Origin of the sequence: Paenibacillus sp. P32E, from assembly GCF_001909085.1 — a bacterium.
Classification (GTDB): domain Bacteria; phylum Bacillota; class Bacilli; order Paenibacillales; family Paenibacillaceae; genus Paenibacillus_AQ; species Paenibacillus_AQ helianthi.
On the sequence record NZ_LVYY01000011.1, the window covers coordinates 153890 to 174105 of the forward strand.

Below are 20216 nucleotides of genomic sequence, written 5' to 3' on the forward strand. Positions count from 1 at the left end.
GATGGAAAAAGCAATTGAGGTGAAAAGTCTGCGAAAATCCTTTAAGGGTACAGAAGTCCTTAAGGGCATCGATTTTGAAGTGAAGCGGGGGGAGATTTTCGCCCTGCTCGGCTCTAACGGCGCGGGCAAAACGACGATTGTCAGTATCCTTACTACGCTGCTCAAACAGGATGGAGGCACTGCCACCGTTAACGGATTTGACGTTGCGTCAGATCCCGAGAACGTACGGCATGCGATCAGTCTGACCGGGCAATTTGCCGCCGTGGACGAAATATTGACCGGGCGGGAAAATCTTATCATGATCGCCAAACTGCGACACCTCCCCAATCCGCGTCAAGTGGCTGACGATCTGCTGATACGCTTCAGCTTGACTGAGGCCGCCAACCGCAGGGCTTCCACCTATTCGGGCGGTATGCGCCGGAGGTTAGACATTGCCATGAGCCTGATCGGAAACCCGCAGCTTATTTTCCTCGACGAGCCGACGACAGGGCTTGACCCCGAGGCACGTATTGAGGCATGGAAGATGGTCAAGGAGCTGTCGGACGGTGGCACGACGGTATTCCTGACCACTCAGTATTTGGATGAGGCTGAACAGCTTGCCGATCAGATTGCCATTTTGCATGAGGGCAGAATTATAGCAGGTGGCACACTTGAGGAACTGAAGAAGCTCTTCCCGCCCGCAAAGGTGGAGTATGTGGAAAAACAACCTTCATTGGAGGAGATCTTCCTCGCGATCATCGGTAATAAGGAGGTCAGTAACCATGAATAATTACTTTTTCAGCGACATGAGCGTTATGCTTGGACGTTCTATGCGTCATATTTTCCGCAGCATGGACACTATCATCACGGTCTGCATTACTCCGATTGCGATGATGCTGCTGTTTGTCTATGTATTTGGCGGCGCAATCCAAACCGGTACGGATAATTATGTGAACTACCTGTTGCCCGGTATCCTGCTCATTGCGATTGCTAGCGGGATATCCTATACGGCTTACCGCCTGTTTCTGGATAAGCAAAGGGGTATCATTGAGCGGTTCCACTCCATGCCAATTGCGCGTTCCGCCGTGTTGTGGGGGCACGTGCTAACCTCGTTGGTATCCAACGTCATTTCTCTTGTCGTCATCATTCTCGTAGCACTCCTTATGGGCTTTCGCTCATCGGCAGGGGTCCTGCCCTGGCTCGCCGTAACTGGTATACTTATACTGTTTACGCTGGCGTTGACTTGGGTTGCGGCGATTGCGGGACTGTCCGCGAAATCGGTGGAAGGGGCTAGCGCATTTTCCTATCCGCTTATCTTCCTGCCGTTTATAAGCTCGGCCTTTGTGCCGACCGAAACGATGCCTTCAGCCGTACGCGCTTTTGCCGAAAACCAGCCGGTGACCTCTATCGTCGAAACCATCCGTGCTCTATTGTCAAGTCAGCCGGTAGGCAATGATATCTGGGTTGCTCTTGCGTGGTGCTTAGGGATACTGATGGTTGCATATCTATTTGCGGTACGCGCATACAAACGGAAAGCAGCTTAAACCGGCGGAAAGGGCTTGAAGCCATCCCAACTGGTTTTGCCTAAAATAACCAATAATTACCTTGATGGTTCCCGTCCCGTACCGGGCATACTACTTCCCAATAAAACCTAAAATAGGGTGGGGGCGGGAACCATTTCGATATCACAGCTGCTTTCGCTGGGAGATTCCCCTGGTGCGATGCTGGCGGGAGAATATTTTTTCTATTTTATGCTGTATTCTTTTTTCGGTTGGGTGCTGGAAGGAAGCTATAATCTCTATAGCCAGGGGGCTTTTCGCAAGGAGGGTTTTCTCAAGGGGCCCTTCAAGCCAATGTATGGTTTCGCACCGTTGCTGCTGGTGGCGCTTAAGGACCTTAGCCTTCCGTTGCCGCTCCTAATTGCTCTGGCTTTTATCATCCCTTCCGCTGTCGAGTATGCCAGCGGCTGGCTGCTGAAGTATGCTTTTCATAAGCAGTGGTGGGATTACTCGGGTATGGCCTATCAATTGCGGGGACATATCTGTCTGAAATTCTCATTATACTGGTGGGGGCTGGCGACTATATGTATTTATGGTTTGCAGCCGCTTGTAGAGATGCTGTATCAGCCTATATCTGCAATATGGATGCTGTTGCTGCCGCTCATGGCTTTGATGCTTACTGCTGATCTGCTCTGGACCTGCCGAACCTGGCGGCGTGGTTCGAAAGTGATGGAGCTTGGGGAAGGTTAAAACTTGCGTATAGTAGTATGCGAATGAATATAGAGAATCAAGGGACATTGTCAGCCTTCGGGCCGATAATGTCCCTTTGCTGTTTGTGGAGACAAGGAATACATGCTAATGTTGTCAAATATAGTGAGAGAAGTCCACAATAGCGACCATTTATTCATGAATTCTATAACGACGGCAGAGTGATCCACTGGATCGTGGACAATTCCAGAGACGGCATGGCCGTAAGTGCGGGGAAAACGGAATATGTATGCAGGGCAATCGGACTTGCTGAGGCTGCTGGATTTTACAAGGTTGAATTGTCAGACTGCGACGGCTATGCGAAGGATGAGAAAATCACCGTAATTTCTTTCCGCAAGGGTGAACGATAAAAGTGATTCAGAACCGCAGCGGTTAAAATATTGCTAATCCACAATCAGGAGGGGTACTATGCCAATATCCGAGTATTACCGGGGTCTACGGGAGAAGGTTGGGAGTGAACTGTTAATGGTGCCGTCTGTCGCGGCAGTTATTAGAAATGAGGAAGGTGCGGTTCTTCTGCTCCGCAAGGGTGGGGAACAGCTGTGGGGGTTGCCTGCAGGTGCCATTGAACCCGGAGAGACACCATCCAGGGCACTGCGCAGGGAGGTATATGAAGAGACAGGACTGATGGTGAACCCGCTTCGGATTATCGGGGTATTCGGTGGAGAGAAGTTTACATATGAGTACAACAATGGTGACCGGGTTCAATATTCGGTTATTGTGTTTGAATGCTCTATCGTCAAGGGAACGCTCCGAAGTATCGACGGGGAGGCGGAGGAGCTGGTGTTTTTAAGCGAGGAAAAGCTTCCGGAACTTGCCATCCCATTTCCACCGGAGATTTTTAAGCGGGATTCTGCTGAAGAACGGGTCATCTTCGAATAATACCCGCTATTATGATTATTGGGGATGAAAGTAGTGAGAGCCAAAATTGTATACGGTTGTGCTGTTCTTATATGCATTGTACTAGGGCTCAGCTCCAGAGTATGTGGTGACTGGATACCACCGTTTGCTGCCAAGCATCTGGGAGATGTGCTGTGGGCATCAATGATTTATTTTATTTGTCGTGTACTGTTTACCCGGCGGCAACGATGGCTGTCACTGGTCCTGAGCCTGTGTTTCAGTTTCGGGATTGAATTCAGCCAGCTCTATCAGAGTGAATGGATCAACGTGGTTCGTGATTCTGTGCTTGGGGGATTGATTCTCGGAAAAGGGTTTCTTTGGATTGATCTTCTGCGGTATACGGCAGGGATAATGTCCGTTTATGCGCTGGACCGCATTTGTTCGCCCCGCATGATACACCAGGATAAGTAACTAACAAGCAGAGCAGGCATTTCTGTGATGAAGTGATTCCATAAACTATTCTATAAATCTTACAAAATTGCTTCTGGATTATAGAGGTTAAAGAATATATATTTAGGGAGATGCTGCCAGATATGGAGATGAGATCCCCTAATGACGAATAACCTAATCATAGTGTGCGTGCTGACCATGATCATTCACACAGCCGAAACGTTGTCTTATTCGGTGCGCTTTGCCGGTGTGAAGCTGAACAAGATTGCCATTGCATTATCCCTGACCGGAATCATCGTGCTGGTGTCCAGAACGGCCAATATGGTTCAAGCCCCCCTTACTGCCAAATTTGTTGATCTTGCCAAGATTGATCACACCTTTCCTTTGGAAAATTATCTGCGGATCATCATGCTGGCCTCCTCACTGGGTACATTGCTTGCTATTGCCTTATTCCCCACCTTCGTGGGGCTGTCCGGCAGAATTATCTCCAAGCTGGAGATTGAAGGCTCCATACCCAAGCTGCTGACCAGTGTGACGATCAGTCAGCTTAAGAACACCCGCAAGTACATCCGCAAGCCCAAAGTGAAGCTGCGCAGCTTCCGTTATCTGGGCATTCCGAAGCGCTTTATTGTCATGAATATATTTGTTACCGGATTTTATACGGTCGGTGTGCTGTCTTCATTGATGGCAGCGCATCTGGTACCAGCTTTCAGTACAACAGCCTCCCAGGCATCTGGGTTGATCAATGGTTTTGCTACCATCATGCTGACCATCTTCATCGACCCTCAGCTTGGCATTATCACCCATAAGGCTACTGAAAATGCGGATTCCCGGGATCAGCTGGGCAAAATATATGTCCTCCTGATGGGTTCGAGGTTCCTGGGAACCTTGCTTGGTCAGGCTGTGCTTTTGCCTGCAGCCCATTCGATTATCTGGCTGGTGCAGCTGATCTGATGATGCCCCAAGCGCAAAAGAAACACTACCCTATACATAGAAAAGCTGTTGTATCAGCGGTTTCATGGCTTCATTCTTCTGGCGCATTCAGCCGCCGGCTCATTTTGGCAGCTTGGCTTCCGCTGCCCGGAGCGCAAGCGTGATCTTCTGCTCCCAGGCATACGATTGCTGCCCGAACGTACGAAGCTCGCCCATGCGGGCATAAGACAATTTCATCGCCGCCGCAGCGGTGATGGCGTCGCCCGCTGCAATAGCGGCTTTGTATCGTTTATCTGCCTCTGCACGTTCTGCCTGCGCAGTGCTGGCCCCTTTATTCTGAGCTGCAATTTGCTTCTTGAGACCGGCTATGGGAGCCAGGGCATCCTTAGCCGGTTTTAGCTTGGCTGCTGTAAGTGCCCGGGCTTCCGCTAGCAGGGTATTCTTCGCCTTGACTTCGGACCGGGCGGCGGTTGCAGCGGCCTTCAATTTGTTCCGTTTAATCTCCAGCAGGGTTGCCGACTTCAGATTCCCGGCCTTGCGGGCTGCTGTGATCTGCTTGCCGAGCGAACTGTATTCCTCTAATAGCGGTGAATGCTTCTTCTTCATGGCTTCAGCTTCCGCCTTCAGCCGGTTCAGCAAGACGGAATCAACGGTCTTCAGCTTCAAATTTATGGCTGCGAGATCCGTATTATTCTGCTTGCGGAGTGTCTGGGTTCTCGTACCTTCCGACTTCAATGTCACCTGGAGTCCGGTATAATCGCTGTACATCGTATGAATCTCTTCCAGGGCGGAGTCCCAGTCAGATGCAGCTTCAGCATGAGGAAGATATACGCTGAACATTGCCAGCAGAACCAGCATTCCTATCATTCTGCGGTAAAAGCCTGCGCCGTTCCATTGTTCAGAAGCAGCATTCCATTTCCGTATTCCTGCTTTCATTCTCATCATCTCCTGTAATATGGTCGATAATAGACGCAAAAAAGCACCCCCAAGAAAGGCGCAAAGGCCTGTCCTGCGAGGTGCTTCTCCCGCTTATCGTATGAAATTTGTCCTTTTACTATAGCTTGTAATCAAGGGATCGTCAACAAAAAAAGAACGCAGGTTCGCTTATTTGATCTTCTATTGCTATTTTTAATGTAACTGGTTCAAGAAATCTAGTAGAATAGTTCTATAGTTTACAATATTGGATAAAATCCGCAGTAGAAGCAGTATAGACAGGGAGATGACAGCGTGCAGCTTAGACATGTGAAAATCTTGGGTACCGGCAAGTATTTACCCGCAAGGAAGGTGATGGACGAGGAATTGGACATGATGCTCGGCACACCTGCTGGCTGGGTCGGCAAAATAACGGGTGTAGGCGTACGGCATTATGCCGGAGAGGGTGAAACGGCCTCTAGTATGGGTGCCAAGGCCGCTGAAGCTGCGCTTGCGGCAGCCGGCTTGAGCTTTTCTGATATCGATTGCCTGGTCTGCACGAGCGGAACTAAAGAGCAGCCCCTGCCCAGTACGGCAGTATTTATCCAGCAGGCGATGGGACAGGGGGACTCCGGTGTCCCGGCATTTGATATTGACTCAACGTGCCTCAGCTTTCTAGTGGGTCTGGACGTCATGTCTTATATGGTGGAAGCAGGCAGATACCGGAACGTGCTTCTGGTAGCTACAGAGATTGCCTCGGCTGGACTTAATTATGAGGACAAGGAAAGTGCGGCGCTATTTGGCGACGGGGCGGCTGTGGTGGTCATCGGTCCTAGTGCAGCCGGAGATCCTTCGAAGATTCTTCATGCCTCGCTCAAAACTTACAGCAGCGGTGCGCGTTACTCGGAGATTGCCGGCGGAGGCACCAGGCTGCATGCCCAAAAATACACCAAGGAGAATATCTTGCCTTATTTATTTCATATGGACGGGCAAGCCATTTTTCGAAAAGCTTCCAAGCTTCTTCCGGAATTTATCAGTGAAATGCTGACGCAGACAGATACGCAAATGAATGATTTTCGTCTGGTTATCCCCCATCAGGGAAGTGCAATGGCGATGCGGCTGCTCCGCAAAAAGCTGGGTATTGCCGAGGAAAGATTCCTTGACAATACTCCTGGACACGGGAATACCATCGCAGCTTCGATCCCCATGGGGCTGCATGAAGCAATCGTTCAAGGACGGGTGCAGCGCGGGGACCGCATATTGTTCGTTGGCACTGCGGCAGGCCTGTCACTGGGAGGCATGATTATTGACTACTGATCCCACTGGCAATCCGGCTGTGTTGAATGTGCTCATTACCGGGGGAAGGGCACCTGTGGCACTGGAGCTGTCCCGGCTGCTGCGGGATGCTGGACACCGGGTATATGTTGCTGAAAGCGCCAGACATCATCTATGCAGGGTTTCTTCGGCCGTGGAACGCAGCTATCGTGTACCCCCGCCAAGGCATAGTACGGCGGCGTATATTGATGAGCTGGCAAGGCTGGTCGAGGAACTGGACATTGATGTGCTGATTCCGCTGTGCGAGGAGATTTTTTATATCTCGGCCAGTCTTGACCGCATCATTGGCTGCCGCGTGCTCTGTGCGGGGCCGGAGATGCTGGCCCGCTTGCATCACAAGGCTGACTTCATGATCTGGGCCCGGGAACTGGGATTTACTGTCCCTGTGACACGGCTGCTCAGCAGCCCTGAGGAATGGAATAACCAGACGGATGAAGCTGCGCGTATGGGCGAGGCCTGGGTATACAAGCCGGCATATTCAAGGTTTGCTTCCAAAGTCATTTTGCCCGGTAAGTTCACCGGAGGGCAGGGAGGCCTTGCCGGATCACGCAGGCTTGCTGCTCCTCCCGGTCTTTGTCCCGCCGCTCCCTGGGTGGCGCAGCAATTTATCAAGGGAGCGGCCATATGCACTTACAGTGTTGTGCATCAAGGTGAGCTGGCTGCGCATGCCGCTTATGGCAGCGGGTACCGGACCGGCAAGGCGGGGGCAAGCGTGTATTTTGAACCATTGGAGCATCCGGGAGCTTTTGAGTGGATACAGCGTTTTGTCCGTGCCACCGGATTCAGCGGCCAGATCGGCTTCGATTTCATCCAGGCGGAGGACAATGTTTTGTACCCGATCGAATGCAACCCGCGCGCGACCAGCGGAATTCATCTGTTTGCTCCTGAGGATGGGCTGGTGCAGGCTTTGCTGGGTCCTGAGCTGCTTGCGCAGCACGGAAGCATCAGCATACCTCGTTCAGGCAAAAAAGCCATGCTCGCACTTCCCATGCTCGCCTGCGGCCTGCGGCCTGGACCGGGAGGCCTGAATAGGTGGAACAGGGCATTTCGTGCTGCTGAGGATGTGATTTTCCGCAAGGAAGACATGCGTCCTTTCCGCGAGCAGTTTCGCGTCGTCTACCATGCCTATCGTCTTGCCAGGCAGAATAAGATTTCGGTGACTGAAGCCCTGACAGAAGATATAGAATGGAACGGTGAGTAATGGCTAGAGCACTTGTAACAGGCGCGACCGGTTTTCTTGGCCGTCATACGGTACAGAGGCTTGTAGAACTGGGCTGGGAAGTATACGGTCTCGGGCGAAACCGGGAGGCCGGCGAACAGATTGAACAGGCTGGTGCTGTGTTTCTATGTGAGGATTTGCGGGAGCGCGAAGCTGCGGTCCGGGCGTGTACGGGTATGGATATAGTCTTCCATTGTGCGGCACTCTCTTCGCCCTGGGGCAAATATAGTGACTTTTACACATGTAATGTAGCAGCTACACGGAACATGGTTGAGGGCTGCAAGCGGCATAGGGTCCAGCGGCTGATTCATATATCGACCCCAAGCCTATACTCCAGCCGCAACAGCCGGTTCGGCATTCGGGAAGCAGATCCGCTTCCGCCGAAACCGGCTAACAGCTATACGGCAACCAAACGAATAGCGGAGCAGGTAGTTGAGCAGGCCGTAAGTGAGGGGCTGACGGCATTTATACTGCGTCCGAGAGCAATCTTCGGCCCAATGGACAATGCCTTGTTTCCGCGGCTGCTGGAGGCTAATGAAGGTAAAGGGGTGCCGTTGCTTGATGGGGGAGGCGCAATAATCGATGTAACTTGCGTGGAGAATGTCATCGATGCCATGCTGCTCTGCTGCAGCGCTCCGCTGTCAGCGGCCGGGCGAGCCTACAATATCACCAACGGCGAGCCGGTCATGTTCAGGGAGCTCCTTGAGCGGCTGTTTGCCCGGTTAGAGATGCCACTGCATAGCAGACAGATTCCATATCGTACCGCTTATGCTGTTGCGGGAATGTTGGAAGGTGTACATAAGCTGCTTCCATTCCTGGGCGAACCGATGCTTACCCGCTATTCGGCTTCGGCCCTCGGTGTCTCTCAGACGCTCGATATTTCACTGGCGCGGGCCCGGCTTGGTTATCATCCCCGTGTAACTATAGACGAAGGTCTTCAGTCCTTCGCGGAATGGTGGAGAGAACAAAAATGATGACTTCAATTCCTGTATCGGTGTCCATTTTGTCCGCAGGATACTGCGTTCACCCCGAAATACTGACGCTGAAGGGCGGTACGGTCAGACCTGTGGCTTTTCCGGCAGGATATGTGCTGCTGAGACATCCACAGCATGGACCAATCCTGTTCGATACAGGCTACAGTGCCCGATTCTTCCAGGAGACAGCGAAGCTTCCGGCTTCACTGTACCGCCATATTACACCGGTAGTTTTCAAGGAAGGAGAAAGTGCAGTGGAGCGTCTCCGGGAAGCTGGTATTCCACCCGAAGAGATCCGTTACATGGTGCTGTCGCATTTTCATGCGGACCACATCGGCGGTGTCCGGGACTTCCCCCGGGCGAAGTTCATCTATTTACAGAAGGCATATGAGGCCGTTCGCAGGCTTGGGACCATTAAGGCGCTTAGGGCCGGATTTCTTCCAGGACTGCTTCCAGAAGACTTTGCAGCCCGTTCTTTGCCTATCGGCGAGCACTCGCCCAAACGCCCGCTGGACTTTGGACTTCCCTTCAGGGATGCATATGATCTGCTTGGCGACGGAAGTCTGCTGGCAGTGGAAATGTCAGGCCATGCTGCCGGGATGATCGGCTTGTTCGTCTCTGACGGCGGATGTGACTACCTGCTCTGCGCGGATACCGTATGGTCGAGCCGGGCTTTCCGCGAGAACCGCAGGCCACATCCCGCAGCCAGTCTCATTATGTCTGACCGCAGAGAATACCGGCTGAATTTCGACCGTTTACGGCAGATCCACGAGAACTTTCCCGACCTGCGGATTGTACCCAGCCACTGCCGCGAGGCACTCGCACGCTGGGGAACAGGCGGTGTGAAATGAGACGGCTGCTGCGCACACTCCGGTATTACGGCCTTACAAGGCGGCGGCATCGCTGGAAGAACCGGGAAGCTCTGGAGCTGTGGCAGGAAAAGCGGATTCGGCACCATGTGGAACAGATCCGCCAGGCATCCCCTTATTACCGTGATCTGTGGGCCAATATCCCCGCGGCAGAGTGGCACCGATTTCCGATCATTGAGAAGCAGCTCATGATGGATAATTTTGATACGCTGAATACAGTGGGGATCACCAAAGACATAGCTTTCACCGAGGCTTATGAAGCAGAGAATAGCCGTCATTTTAAGCCGACACTCCATGGAATTACGGTTGGTTTGTCGTCGGGAACGTCAGGAAGCCGGGGGATCTTTCTTGTCAGTGAAGAAGAACAGGCTGCATGGACAGGAACCGTATTGGCCAAGCTGCTGCCGGGAGGGCTGTGGCAACGGGCGAAGATCGCCTTTTTTCTGCGGGCCAACAGCAATCTCTATGAATCTGTCAGACAAGGGCGGCTGCAATTTCAGTATTTTGATCTGCTGGAGCCAGTCGTACAGCTGGTCGACAGGCTGGAGCAGTATAGTCCGGACATCTGGATCGCACCCCCGTCCATGCTTCGTCTGCTCGCTGAAGCGTATCTGTCGGGCAGCCTGAGCGTTCAGCCGCGCCGCCTGATTTCCGTAGCGGAAGTTCTGGACCCGCTGGACCGGGAGCATATTGAACGGACCTTCGGGCAGAAGGTGCATCAGGCTTACCAGTGTACGGAGGGATTTCTCGGATATACCTGTGAGTACGGCACGCTGCACCTTAATGAAGATATTGTTCATATTGAAAAAGAATATCTGGACCGCGAATCCAGACGCTTCGTGCCGGTGGTAACGGACTTTTCAAGAAAGGTCCAGCCTATTATCCGCTACCGGCTGAATGATATACTGACCGAACTGGCTACACCTTGTCCCTGCGGTTCATTGTTTACGGGGATAGAACGTATTGAAGGCCGATGCGACGATATTCTGTATCTGCCCCATTTGGAGAACGGCCAGCTGGTTACGCTGTTCCCCGATTTTATCACCCGAGCTGTAATGGCAGCTTCACCGGAGATCGAGCATTACCGGGTTATTCAGCGCAGTCCGCTGGATCTGGAGATTTCGTACCGCTCACGCGAGGGAAGCACAGAGGATATTGAATCACTGTTAACCAGGGAATTCTCGCGGTTATTCACCCGGCTCTGCTGTATTCCTCCGCAGCTTCAGTTCACCGAATATAGCTTCTCGCCTGGACCGGTGAAGCTGCGGCGGGTGGAGAGGAGCTGGAAGCTTTGAAGGATGGAGTGTTTCAATATGACAGGGATAGCATTAGGGAACTGAACTGGCCGGATACGGAATATGGCCGCTATGCGCAGCAATACGTTTCAGCCCTGCTGGAGCATTCGGTAGAACATTTTATTGCCAATGTGCGTACTGCGGTCAAGGTGGTTGCGGTTGACGGCTTGCCCATACCGATCAGCGTAAATGAAGCCGAGTATGCTAACTCCTATGTTTGCTCTCCGTACACGCATTATGTCAGCTATGCCCGTGAAGAGCTTGCTTTGCTGAATAACCAGCTGTTGGAGGGAACCTTGGCTGCTCTTCTGCGGGGAATGGGCCATCTGCTGAGGACTGCCAGGTTCAACCGGGTGGTTCAGGTCAATAACTGGCTGCTGTCCACCAACCTGTATCCTCCGGTGAATCCGGACCAGTTACTGAAGGTGCTGGACTTTCTCCGCTGCGAGTATCCCGGCTATACGCTTCTCTTTCGCTCCCTAAGCCAGGAAACATCCGGGCCGATAATGGACGCACTTAGCAGCTATGGCTGTAAATGGGTGCCGAGCCGCCAGATTTATCTGCTGCAGCATCCTGCGGGGTCGAAGGCCAAATGGCTGGTCAAGCGTGATCGGGCATTGCTGGACAAGCATGGCTATACGGTTGAAGGACCCGATCAGATTACGGAGGAAGACATCCCCCGCATAGTGGAGCTCTATGAGCTGCTGTATATCCATAAATATTCAGAACATAATCCGAAGTTCACCGCAGCCTACATCCGCCTTGCCCTGGAGAAGCGCACACTCCATGTACACGGTCTGCGCAAAAACGGCAGGCTAGACGCCGTACTCGGCTTCTACAGCCGGGAGGGTGCGATGACGGCGCCGCTGTTCGGCTATGATACTTCGCTGCCGCAGTCGACCGGACTGTACCGGATGCTGTCTGCTGTGCTGATTGATCTTGCTGCCAGCCGGGGAGAACTGCTGCATGAGAGCTCCGGGGTAGGTCAATTCAAACGCAACCGCGGAGCTGTGGCCGCCACAGAGTTCTCGGCAGTGTATGACAAAGGCACATCCTGGCTGAACCGTTCCGGTTGGGCCTTTCTGGGGCTGCTGCTCCGGCGGGTGGGCATACCCTTGATCCAAAAGTTGAAGCTGTAACGGATTTGTTTTACGCTTAAGCTGTCACAGCAAGTTTTGTACGAAGTGAAATCTAAGAAGCGAAGCTCACAAAACAAAAGTGTATGCTTTCGAAGCAAGTTTTGTACGAAGTGAAATCTAAGAAGCGAAGCTACAAAACTTTTAAGAGGTGCAATTATGAACAGCGAAAACGGGCGGAATGCAAATAAAATCGCCCTCATCACCGGTGCCTCCTCCGGCTTCGGTCTGCTGACTGCCCTGGCGCTGGCCCGCAAAGGCTACCAAGTCGCAGCCACCATGCGGGACCTGGGCCGCCAAGGAGAGTTGTTGCAGCAGGCTGAAGAAGCCGGGGTATCAGAGCGGATACATGTACTGGCCCTGGATGTTACGGACTCAGCATCCATTAAGTTCGCAGTAGCAGCGGCTATGGAGATATTCGGAAGAATTGATGTATTGGTCAACAATGCAGGTTTTGCCGTCGGCGGCTTTGTGGAAGAGGTGGGCATGGATGAATGGCGGCGGCAGATGGACACGAACTTTTTTGGTCTAATTGAAGTTACTAAGACTGTTCTGCCTATGATGCGGAGTCAGCGGGCGGGCCTGATTGTCAATGTCAGCAGCGTCAGCGGTTTGACCGGATTTCCCGGATATGCCCCTTATGCCGCCTCCAAATACGCCGTGGAGGGCTTCAGTGAAAGCCTGCGCCAGGAACTGCTTCCATTTGGGATTCGGGTTGTACTGGTGGAGCCTGCTTCATTCCGTACACCGATCTGGGGCAAAGGGTTGGAGGGGATGCATACCCACGAGAATTCTCCCTATCAGAAGCAGCTTGCCGATGTGCTGCGTTATTCCCGGCAGAGCGCCGAGACCGCACCCGAACCGGATCAGGTTGCCGAACTGATAGCACGGATCACAGCAATGCAGGCCCCAAGGCTGCGGTACCCAGTCGGCAAGGGCTCCCGTCTGCTGGTGATTGGTAAAACACTGCTGCCCTGGAAAGTGTTCGAAGGGATTATCGCCAAATCTCTTAAGAACATGAAGTGAATTACAGGCAGGATGATGTCTGACAAGAATGGAGGTGTGCCTAATGCCGGATAAGGTGGGACTGCATATTTGCTTTGATGAGCTTGGCCGGGATATTGAGATTCTGGATGTGACGCCGGTGGCGCGTGGCAAATACCGTATTGAAGAAACGCCGATTTTCAACCCGTGCATCGCCCTTGGGGACATCATTCGGGTCGAGGAGAAGCAGGGGATTGCGTACTATGTGGAAACGGTGCAGAAATCGGGCTATGCCAGATATGCCTGGCTGCTGAGCAAGGAGGCTGCAGAATCGCGGGAGATCCATGAGTTCAAGCACCGGATTACAACATATGAGGGCAAATGGGAGCAAATCTTTGGCGGTCTGCTGGTGATCCATATTTCCAAGTACTCTGAAGTTGACGTTGAGGCCGAAATGGCCCTGATTCTTGAACGTTTTGATATATAATTCGTGAACTGAAAGGAAGATATAATATGAAGAAATTTCTCAAGCAATGGGTGCCGAGCATAGCCATCGGGATTATTTTGTCATTGTTTATCCGTACATATGTAGCTGAAGCCATGAAAGTCCCAACCGGTTCGATGATTCCGACGATACAGATCAACGACCGGCTGGTGGTGGAGAAAATGCTCTGGTTAACCACACTGAAGCATGGTGATATTGTCGTATTTAACCCGCCAGTGCCCGGCGATGAACAGAAAAAGTATGTCAAACGCCTCATGGGGCTGCCGGGAGATACGATTGAGATCAAGGACGGGGCTTTGTACAGAAACGGCGACAGGGTCGAAGAGCCTTATCTTCAGGAAAAGATGAACTACGCGTTCGGGCCGGTCACAGTTCCTGCAGACCACTATTTTTTTCTGGGCGACAACCGGAATACGAGCTATGATGCCCATCTGTGGAGCACACCTTTTGTAGCCAAAGATAAGCTGATCGGCAAAGTTCTGGTGGATGTTAATAATCTTTTCTAATAAATTGGGTAATCCACCACTACGACATTCTCAATGATCCCCTCAAGCAGCCCCACAAAATGCTGATGTGCAGGATGGGGTCCATATTTGCGCAGGGCTTCCTGATCTCTGAAGGTCACACGAAGCCCCAGCGTATATCCATGGATATTCTCCGTTTCTTCCGTTTTGTTCACACCTGCCGTAAGCTCCACAATCCCGGGAATCGAATTCTTCAGCGCCATAAGCGTCTGTACGAGATGTTCTCCGGTTTCGGACGTATATTGCTCATTAAATTTAAAAACAACAAGATGCTCATACATCATTTTGTGTCCTCCCGAGGTTTTTATTTCGATTATAGCTGTATAACCTGCTCAAGGATAGGGTTCCATCATTCCGATTCGTGAAAGGAAAAATATTATGCAGGACAAATTACCTGTATCCAGAATCAAAACTCCGTTGAGTTTGCGTACAATGCTGTCATTTATATTACTTATTACAATAGAATCTTGGACGTTGAATTCACACAATCCATATCGTCCTTATTCTACTGTGGATTATATTATAGTAGTCTTGCTTGTTATGCTTATTGTTCTCCTTGTGCTGTCGATTGTGAATGCCCTTCGGCCAGCTGCAGAAATCAAATGGGGTACCGATTCGCTGCAAATCCGTGGTGAAACCATCTACGCACAGAGGATCCAAGCCATCCAAATTGACGGACCAGTAGTGGGCATCCAACCGGTTGGCAAATGGATTGCTCCTATGCGTCTAACCTTTCGTTTTATAGATGACCGCGCCCAGTCGATGAAAGAATTGACCCGCTGGGCAGAAGCGAACGGGGTCAAGCTGACCTATAAAAGATTCGTGAAATGGATGTAGAAGAGGCTAAAGTCGGGGATTCAATATACCTACTCTGGTACAGGGAACGTGACTTTAACCATATTGTTACTTTGCCAGCTTTTGGGCTATGATCAAGTAAAGATTGAGGGAAATATTCCTATACATAAAAAGGGGTGCTGAGACTTGAAAGTTCATGTCACGGATCTTAAACACGGCGACTGTCTTCTGACAGACACTTTCAATAGTGTAGGCCTGCACGTTCTCCCCAAGAGAACAGTTGTTCAGCGTGAGGAAATCACCATCCTGATCCGGCACAAAATAGAGTATGTTGATATTGAGCCGCGCACGATAAGCCATGCTGAGAGCGGAAACGGACTCAGTCACAACCTGAATGACAATTTCGACCATACCATCCAGAATTATGAATCGATTTTCCTGGAAGCTTTGGCCCAAGGCTCCTTCACTCAAACCATGGTGGACGACACGCTGCAGCCGCTGCTCGAAACGCTGGATGCGCAGAAAGATGTCGTTTCCTTGCTATTATTGCTGGAGCGCGACGACATTGATACATATCATCACTCGCTGCAAGTTGGCCTGCTGTCGTATTATATCGCTGCTTGGCTCGGCCACTCCAAAGAGGAGCGTTATGAGATCAGCCGTGCAGGTTACCTGCATGATATCGGCAAGAGCCAAGTGCCTCTGTCCATATTGAACAAAGCCGGAGTCCTTACTCCTGCCGAGGAGGAAGAGCTGAAACGCCATACCACCTATGGATATGATATTATCCGCGGCTCCAAGATGGATGAGAAGACAGCACTCGTGGCCCTTCAGCATCATGAATTTGAGGATGGAACAGGGTATCCGAACCAGATTCTTAAGAATGAGATTCATCCGTACACTGAAATTGTTACTGTGGCGAATATTTATATGGGGCTGACTACCTCCAGGCTGAATCAGCCGAAGCAAGGGCTCGTTGCCGTCTTGCGCAAAGTTCATGAAATGGGCTTCGGCAAGCTGAACGGAACGGTGGTCCAGGCGCTTACAGGACATCTCCTTCCAGGTTTTGTCGGCAAAAATGTTCAGCTTTCCAATGGGGAAATCGGGACGATCGTGATGAATAACCCGCTTGACATGTTCAAGCCGCTTGTTAAAGTGGATAATGTATTCAAGGATTTGTCACGCGAACGCAGCCTGTCGGTTGAAGAAATCATTTTATAGCCTGAGCAATAACGAGACATGACAAAAGGTTATCCCATCCGTTTCACAGCGGAAGTTCGGGATGGCCTTTTTGATTGCCGGGAATTTGAATTCAGCTAGCAGATTAGCTATGATGAATGAAAGATTAAGATAGGAGAACTGAGGATGAACACCCAAGATCAGATCGAGAAATTCAAACAGATTAAATATGAATTGACCCGTTTTATGATGATTTACAAGTTTGCACTGGAGGAAATTGAGACCAAAATCGATATCCTAAAACAGGAATTTCAGATGCTCCATGACTATAGCCCGATCGAGCATACGAAATCGCGGATTAAATCCCCAGAGAGCATTATGAACAAAATGCTGCGCAAAAACAGCGAGTTGTCGCTGGATGCGATTAAATCCAGCATTAAGGATATCGCCGGGCTACGGATTACCTGCTCCTTTATCTCCGATATCTATCAGGTCAGTGCCATGCTGCAGAAGCAGGATGATCTAAAGGTGCTTGGCGTGAAGGATTATATCAAGAACCCCAAGCCGAATGGATATCAGAGCCTGCATTTGCTGGTGGAGGTTCCGGTCTTTTTGTCAGACTGCCAGGAGCATGTATGTGTAGAGGTGCAGATCCGCACGATTGCTATGGATTTCTGGGCCAGCCTGGAGCACAAGATTTTTTACAAGTACAGCCAAGCTGTTCCCGAGCATCTGACCCGTGAACTGAAGAATGCAGCCGATAAGGCATATGAGCTGGATCTGCAGATGGAGCGTCTCCACCGTGAAATTAAGGAAATCAAGGATGCGCAAGGCGACGATTCCGATGCAGAGCTGCGCCAGATCATGATCAACAACCAGCAGTTTAACCTGCCGGCCAGTTTCATTAAGCTGTTAGGCGAATAAAAGGGTTTTACATGGGCTGGTGAGGAGCGGTTTCAGGAGGCAGCATAGATTTTACATAGAGGATGATTATTTTCTATAAAGTCATATGTATAGAGGAGATATGAACACTTTGAGTACGCCTGATCATCGTCACATTGCTGTGAATCAAATCGGTTATGCCACAGAAGGAGCAAAAATTGCCATATTCAGCGGAGAAGGGCATGGCTTCCGGGTAATCAATGAAGAGACAGGGGCCATGGTGTATACCGGTAAGTCCGGAAAAGCAATCGTGGATAAACCCAGCGGTGCTATCGTTCATGTGGCAGATTTCTCCGGGGTCAGAACGGCCGGCCGGTATCATCTTGAAGGAGACGATGGTCATGTATCTGCCTCCTTTGTGATCGGGGACAAGCCCTATGGGGAGCTGCAGCAGGGACTTTTGAAAGCTTTTTATTATTACCGCTGCGGTGTAGAGCTGACCGGAGAATTTGCCGGTCCATGGGCCCACGGAGCGTGCCATACGGCAGAAGGCATCGTATACGGACAACCGGAGCTGACGCTGGATAGCTGCGGCGGCTGGCATGATGCCGGAGATTACGGGAAGTACTCCGTTCCTGGAGCAAAGTCCATAGCCGATTTGCTGCTTGCCTATGAACTATATCCCACAGCATTTGCGGTTTCAATTCCGCTTCCTGAGAGCGATGGTAAGACACCGGATGTGTTGTTGGAATGCAAGGTGGAGCTGGATTGGCTGTTCAAGATGCAGGAACCTGGTACAGGCGGAGTGTACCACAAGCTGACTACTTTGAACTTTCCTGGTCTTGATGTAATGCCGGAGGAGGATAACGCAGAACTGTATTTTTCACCGGTATCGGCAACAGCGACTGGGGACTTTGCCGGTGTGATGGCGATGGCGGCAAGGGTCTATGAGCCTTATGACCAAGGTTATGCCCGCCAATGTCTCACTGCGGCTGAAGCGGCCTGGAGTTGGCTGCAGCAGCACCCTGAGGCGCCTGGCTTCACGAATCCGCCGGGAATTAGCACCGGTGAATATGGTGACGATACGGATCAGGACGAACAGTACTGGGCAGCGGCAGAACTGTACCGTACCACAGGTGAAGCGGTCTATCATGAGGCGGTTCAGGCATTGGCACAGCTGTCATTTCCAAAATACAGCCTGGGTTGGGCGGATATGGGCGGATACGGGACACTTACGTACCTTTTGACCGGGGAATCAGCCACAGAGAAGGGTTTGTATACTTCGCTGAAGCAGGGGCTTCTGGCAGAAGCCGATCGACTGGTGCGGCAGAGCCGGGCGGATGGCTACCGTATTTCCTTGCTGGAAGAGGATTATATCTGGGGTAGCAATATGCTGGTCTTGAACAACGCGATGCTGCTGCTGGCGGCCGAGCATTTCAGTGGAGAGACCGCCTATGCCGCTTGCGCGCTGGATCATCTGCACTACCTGATGGGACGCAATGTGCTGGACATCAGCTATGTGACTGGTTTCGGCGACCGTCCGGTTATGCATCCTCATCACCGGCCATCGGTTGGTGACGGTGTAGCCGATCCGGTACCCGGCCTAGTATCCGGCGGACCCGACCGCGGGCTGCACGATGAATATGTTGCAGAGCATCTTCAAGGCAAGCCTGCTGCCCAGTGCTTTGCCGATCATGATCTAAGCTATTCCACAAATGAGGTAACGATTTACTGGAACTCTCCGGCTGTGTTCGTGACGGCCCGGTTTAATATGTAGAGAAAATTCTGCTAAGGAGTCAATCCCAATGAACCCTTACCAAATCATCAGCCTGGACATGTTCCAGACCCTGGTGAACATTGAAGACCGGAGGAATCACATCTGGAGACCGATCCTGCAGCAGGATTTTAGCAAGGAACGGGCTTTAGAGCTCGGTCAACTGCTGTTAAGACATTATTTTGAACAGTCGGCTGCGATTCGTGATGCCGGAGGTTTTTACACCAGCAAGGAAATATTCCGCAGCGGCTTTGAGAAAGTCTTCATGGAGCACAAGTTGAGCTTTGATTCCCTTAAGGCAGTGGACATTCTTTTTGCCGAGCACCGGCTTTCCGATTTGTATGAAGACACGGAGCCGTTCCTGCAAAAGATCATTGAAGCGTATCAGGTCTGCATTGTGAGCGACACGGATACTCTGATGCTGCCGGATTTCTATAAGGATTATCCCATTAAGCTGTTTACTTCAGAAGAGTATCGATCCTACAAAAATGACGGGCTGAACCGGATGTTCAGTGAGGTCATCGCATTCTACGGCGTACAACCCGGTGAAATCCTGCATATTGGAGATTCACCCTCGGATGTGCTGGGTGCCGCAAGAGCGGGAATCCGAACCTGCTGGATCAACCGGACCGGATCAGCCTGGAAGCATGAGGTGCAGCCGGATGTAACCGTGGGTAATCTTGAAGAACTCTCTACCATTCTTGAGACGGGCGCGGCATTGCATGCAGAAAGGGGGCTGGAGCCCAGTGAATTCTAATCTACCCAATATAGAACAATTGCGTTACCCCATTGGACCTTTTGTAAGCCCGGGTCAGCCGACGTCGGCACAGCGCAAAGAATCCATTGACGAAATCCGCAATATAACGGCACTGTGGAGAGCGACCGTCCAGTCTCTCACGCCAGAGCAACTGAATACGCCTTACCGCCCAGGAGGCTGGAGTGTGAAGCAGGTGGTTCACCATCTTGCCGACAACAATATGAATGCCTATCTGCGCTTTAAGCGGGGACTCACCGAAGAGGCGCCGGAGATTCCTTCCTACCGGGAGGAGCTTTGGGCAGAGCTAAGTGATTATCATGAGGAGCCCATTGAAACCTCGCTTGCGCTGCTTGATAGCCTGAACCGGCGATTCGCTGGCCTGCTGGTTTCCCTGGAAGAAGAACAATTTAATAGAACCTTTATAAGCCTTATGCTGGGTACGATGACTTTGGATACAGCGATTCAGCGGTACAACTGGCATAACCGCCATCATCTTGCACAGATCACCTCACTTATTGAACGAAGCGGCTGGTAACCCCAGAGAATTGAAAAGAGCAAGCGGATTCGGGAACAGTTCCCGCCGCTTGCTCTTTCCTCTGTTTATTTG

At 51.4% G+C, this 20216-nt stretch carries 24 protein-coding genes; 22 read left to right on the forward strand and 2 right to left on the reverse strand.

The window, feature by feature from the left end:
* Position 1 precedes the first annotated feature (1 nt).
* The 7 genes from A3848_RS12200 to A3848_RS12225 all read left to right on the forward strand — a co-directional run bounded on the left by A3848_RS12200 (position 2) and on the right by A3848_RS12225 (position 4490).
* Positions 2-769 carry an ABC transporter ATP-binding protein gene (locus tag A3848_RS12200; protein ID WP_074085206.1) on the forward strand — a complete coding sequence of 256 codons (768 nt, stop codon included), beginning with the start codon at positions 2-4 and terminating at the stop codon, positions 767-769.
* Positions 762-1523, forward strand: coding sequence for an ABC transporter permease (locus A3848_RS12205; RefSeq protein WP_074085207.1), 762 nt, complete (start codon positions 762-764; stop codon positions 1521-1523). Before A3848_RS12200 ends, A3848_RS12205 begins: the two co-directional genes overlap by 8 nt.
* Positions 1524-1730: 207 nt before the next feature.
* Positions 1731-2228 (forward strand): putative ABC transporter permease, encoded by a 498-nt coding sequence (locus tag A3848_RS12210; protein ID WP_256702327.1) that lies wholly within the window; start codon positions 1731-1733, stop codon positions 2226-2228.
* A 194-nt stretch (positions 2229-2422) separates the two neighbouring features.
* Positions 2423-2596, forward strand: a complete 174-nt coding sequence (locus A3848_RS32290; RefSeq protein WP_178381984.1) for a hypothetical protein — start codon at positions 2423-2425, stop codon at positions 2594-2596.
* Positions 2597-2654: 58 nt separating this feature from the next.
* The gene (locus A3848_RS12215) at positions 2655-3128 is read left to right on the forward strand and encodes an NUDIX domain-containing protein (RefSeq protein WP_074085209.1); all 474 of its coding nucleotides are present in this window, start codon (positions 2655-2657) and stop codon (positions 3126-3128) included.
* Between the two features lie 33 nt (positions 3129-3161).
* Positions 3162-3557 carry a ribosomal maturation YjgA family protein gene (locus A3848_RS12220; protein WP_256702329.1) on the forward strand — a complete coding sequence of 132 codons (396 nt, stop codon included), beginning with the start codon at positions 3162-3164 and terminating at the stop codon, positions 3555-3557.
* 141 nt (positions 3558-3698) lie between these two features.
* On the forward strand, positions 3699-4490 hold the full coding sequence (locus A3848_RS12225) for a lipid II flippase Amj family protein (protein WP_074085211.1): 792 nt from the start codon (positions 3699-3701) through the stop codon (positions 4488-4490).
* Between the two features lie 99 nt (positions 4491-4589).
* Here the strand turns inward: A3848_RS12225 and A3848_RS12230 are convergent, their stop codons facing one another.
* A complete protein-coding gene (locus A3848_RS12230) occupies positions 4590-5405 on the reverse strand; it encodes a hypothetical protein (protein ID WP_083609790.1) in 816 nt (271 codons plus the stop codon).
* Between the two features lie 291 nt (positions 5406-5696).
* Between A3848_RS12230 and A3848_RS12235 the strand changes: the two genes are divergently transcribed.
* From A3848_RS12235 to lepB, 9 genes are all read left to right on the forward strand, one after another.
* Positions 5697-6698, forward strand: a complete 1002-nt coding sequence (locus A3848_RS12235; protein ID WP_074085212.1) for a beta-ketoacyl-ACP synthase III — start codon at positions 5697-5699, stop codon at positions 6696-6698.
* On the forward strand, positions 6688-7917 hold the full coding sequence (locus A3848_RS12240) for an ATP-grasp domain-containing protein (protein WP_083612102.1): 1230 nt from the start codon (positions 6688-6690) through the stop codon (positions 7915-7917). The genes A3848_RS12235 and A3848_RS12240 overlap by 11 nt, the downstream gene beginning before the upstream one ends.
* Positions 7917-8909, forward strand: a complete 993-nt coding sequence (locus A3848_RS12245) for an NAD-dependent epimerase/dehydratase family protein (protein ID WP_074085213.1) — start codon at positions 7917-7919, stop codon at positions 8907-8909. The genes A3848_RS12240 and A3848_RS12245 overlap by 1 nt, the downstream gene beginning before the upstream one ends.
* Positions 8906-9760: an MBL fold metallo-hydrolase gene (locus A3848_RS12250; RefSeq protein WP_074085214.1), complete on the forward strand. Its 855-nt coding sequence runs from the start codon at positions 8906-8908 to the stop codon at positions 9758-9760. The genes A3848_RS12245 and A3848_RS12250 overlap by 4 nt, the downstream gene beginning before the upstream one ends.
* Positions 9757-11073, forward strand: a complete 1317-nt coding sequence (locus tag A3848_RS12255) for a F390 synthetase-related protein (protein ID WP_074085215.1) — start codon at positions 9757-9759, stop codon at positions 11071-11073. Before A3848_RS12250 ends, A3848_RS12255 begins: the two co-directional genes overlap by 4 nt.
* Positions 11070-12212, forward strand: coding sequence for a GNAT family N-acetyltransferase (locus tag A3848_RS12260; protein WP_083612104.1), 1143 nt, complete (start codon positions 11070-11072; stop codon positions 12210-12212). The genes A3848_RS12255 and A3848_RS12260 overlap by 4 nt, the downstream gene beginning before the upstream one ends.
* Before the next feature lie 156 nt (positions 12213-12368).
* Positions 12369-13235, forward strand: a complete 867-nt coding sequence (locus A3848_RS12265) for an SDR family oxidoreductase (RefSeq protein WP_074085217.1) — start codon at positions 12369-12371, stop codon at positions 13233-13235.
* Between the two features lie 43 nt (positions 13236-13278).
* A complete protein-coding gene (locus A3848_RS12270; RefSeq protein WP_074085218.1) occupies positions 13279-13680 on the forward strand; it encodes a DUF4265 domain-containing protein in 402 nt (133 codons plus the stop codon).
* 26 nt (positions 13681-13706) lie between these two features.
* On the forward strand, positions 13707-14204 hold the full coding sequence (gene lepB, locus A3848_RS12275) for a signal peptidase I (protein ID WP_074085219.1): 498 nt from the start codon (positions 13707-13709) through the stop codon (positions 14202-14204).
* On the opposite strand, the gene A3848_RS12280 is transcribed toward lepB, so the two are convergent.
* Positions 14201-14506 (reverse strand): Dabb family protein, encoded by a 306-nt coding sequence (locus A3848_RS12280; protein ID WP_256702330.1) that lies wholly within the window; start codon positions 14504-14506, stop codon positions 14201-14203. The genes lepB and A3848_RS12280 overlap by 4 nt on opposite strands.
* 256 nt (positions 14507-14762) lie before the next feature.
* On the opposite strand from A3848_RS12280, the gene A3848_RS31715 reads away from it, so the two are divergent.
* The 6 genes from A3848_RS31715 to A3848_RS12310 all read left to right on the forward strand — a co-directional run bounded on the left by A3848_RS31715 (position 14763) and on the right by A3848_RS12310 (position 20144).
* Positions 14763-15059 (forward strand): hypothetical protein, encoded by a 297-nt coding sequence (locus A3848_RS31715; protein WP_143192387.1) that lies wholly within the window; start codon positions 14763-14765, stop codon positions 15057-15059.
* Between the two features lie 144 nt (positions 15060-15203).
* Positions 15204-16238, forward strand: a complete 1035-nt coding sequence (locus A3848_RS12290; RefSeq protein ID WP_074085221.1) for an HD-GYP domain-containing protein — start codon at positions 15204-15206, stop codon at positions 16236-16238.
* A 144-nt stretch (positions 16239-16382) separates the two neighbouring features.
* Positions 16383-17120, forward strand: coding sequence for a GTP pyrophosphokinase (locus tag A3848_RS12295; RefSeq protein ID WP_074085222.1), 738 nt, complete (start codon positions 16383-16385; stop codon positions 17118-17120).
* 109 nt (positions 17121-17229) lie between these two features.
* Positions 17230-18855 carry a glycoside hydrolase family 9 protein gene (locus A3848_RS12300; RefSeq protein WP_083612108.1) on the forward strand — a complete coding sequence of 542 codons (1626 nt, stop codon included), beginning with the start codon at positions 17230-17232 and terminating at the stop codon, positions 18853-18855.
* Positions 18856-18883: 28 nt separating this feature from the next.
* Positions 18884-19609, forward strand: coding sequence for an HAD family hydrolase (locus A3848_RS12305; protein WP_074085224.1), 726 nt, complete (start codon positions 18884-18886; stop codon positions 19607-19609).
* Positions 19599-20144 carry a YfiT family bacillithiol transferase gene (locus tag A3848_RS12310; protein ID WP_256702331.1) on the forward strand — a complete coding sequence of 182 codons (546 nt, stop codon included), beginning with the start codon at positions 19599-19601 and terminating at the stop codon, positions 20142-20144. The genes A3848_RS12305 and A3848_RS12310 overlap by 11 nt, the downstream gene beginning before the upstream one ends.
* Positions 20145-20216 lie beyond the last annotated feature (72 nt).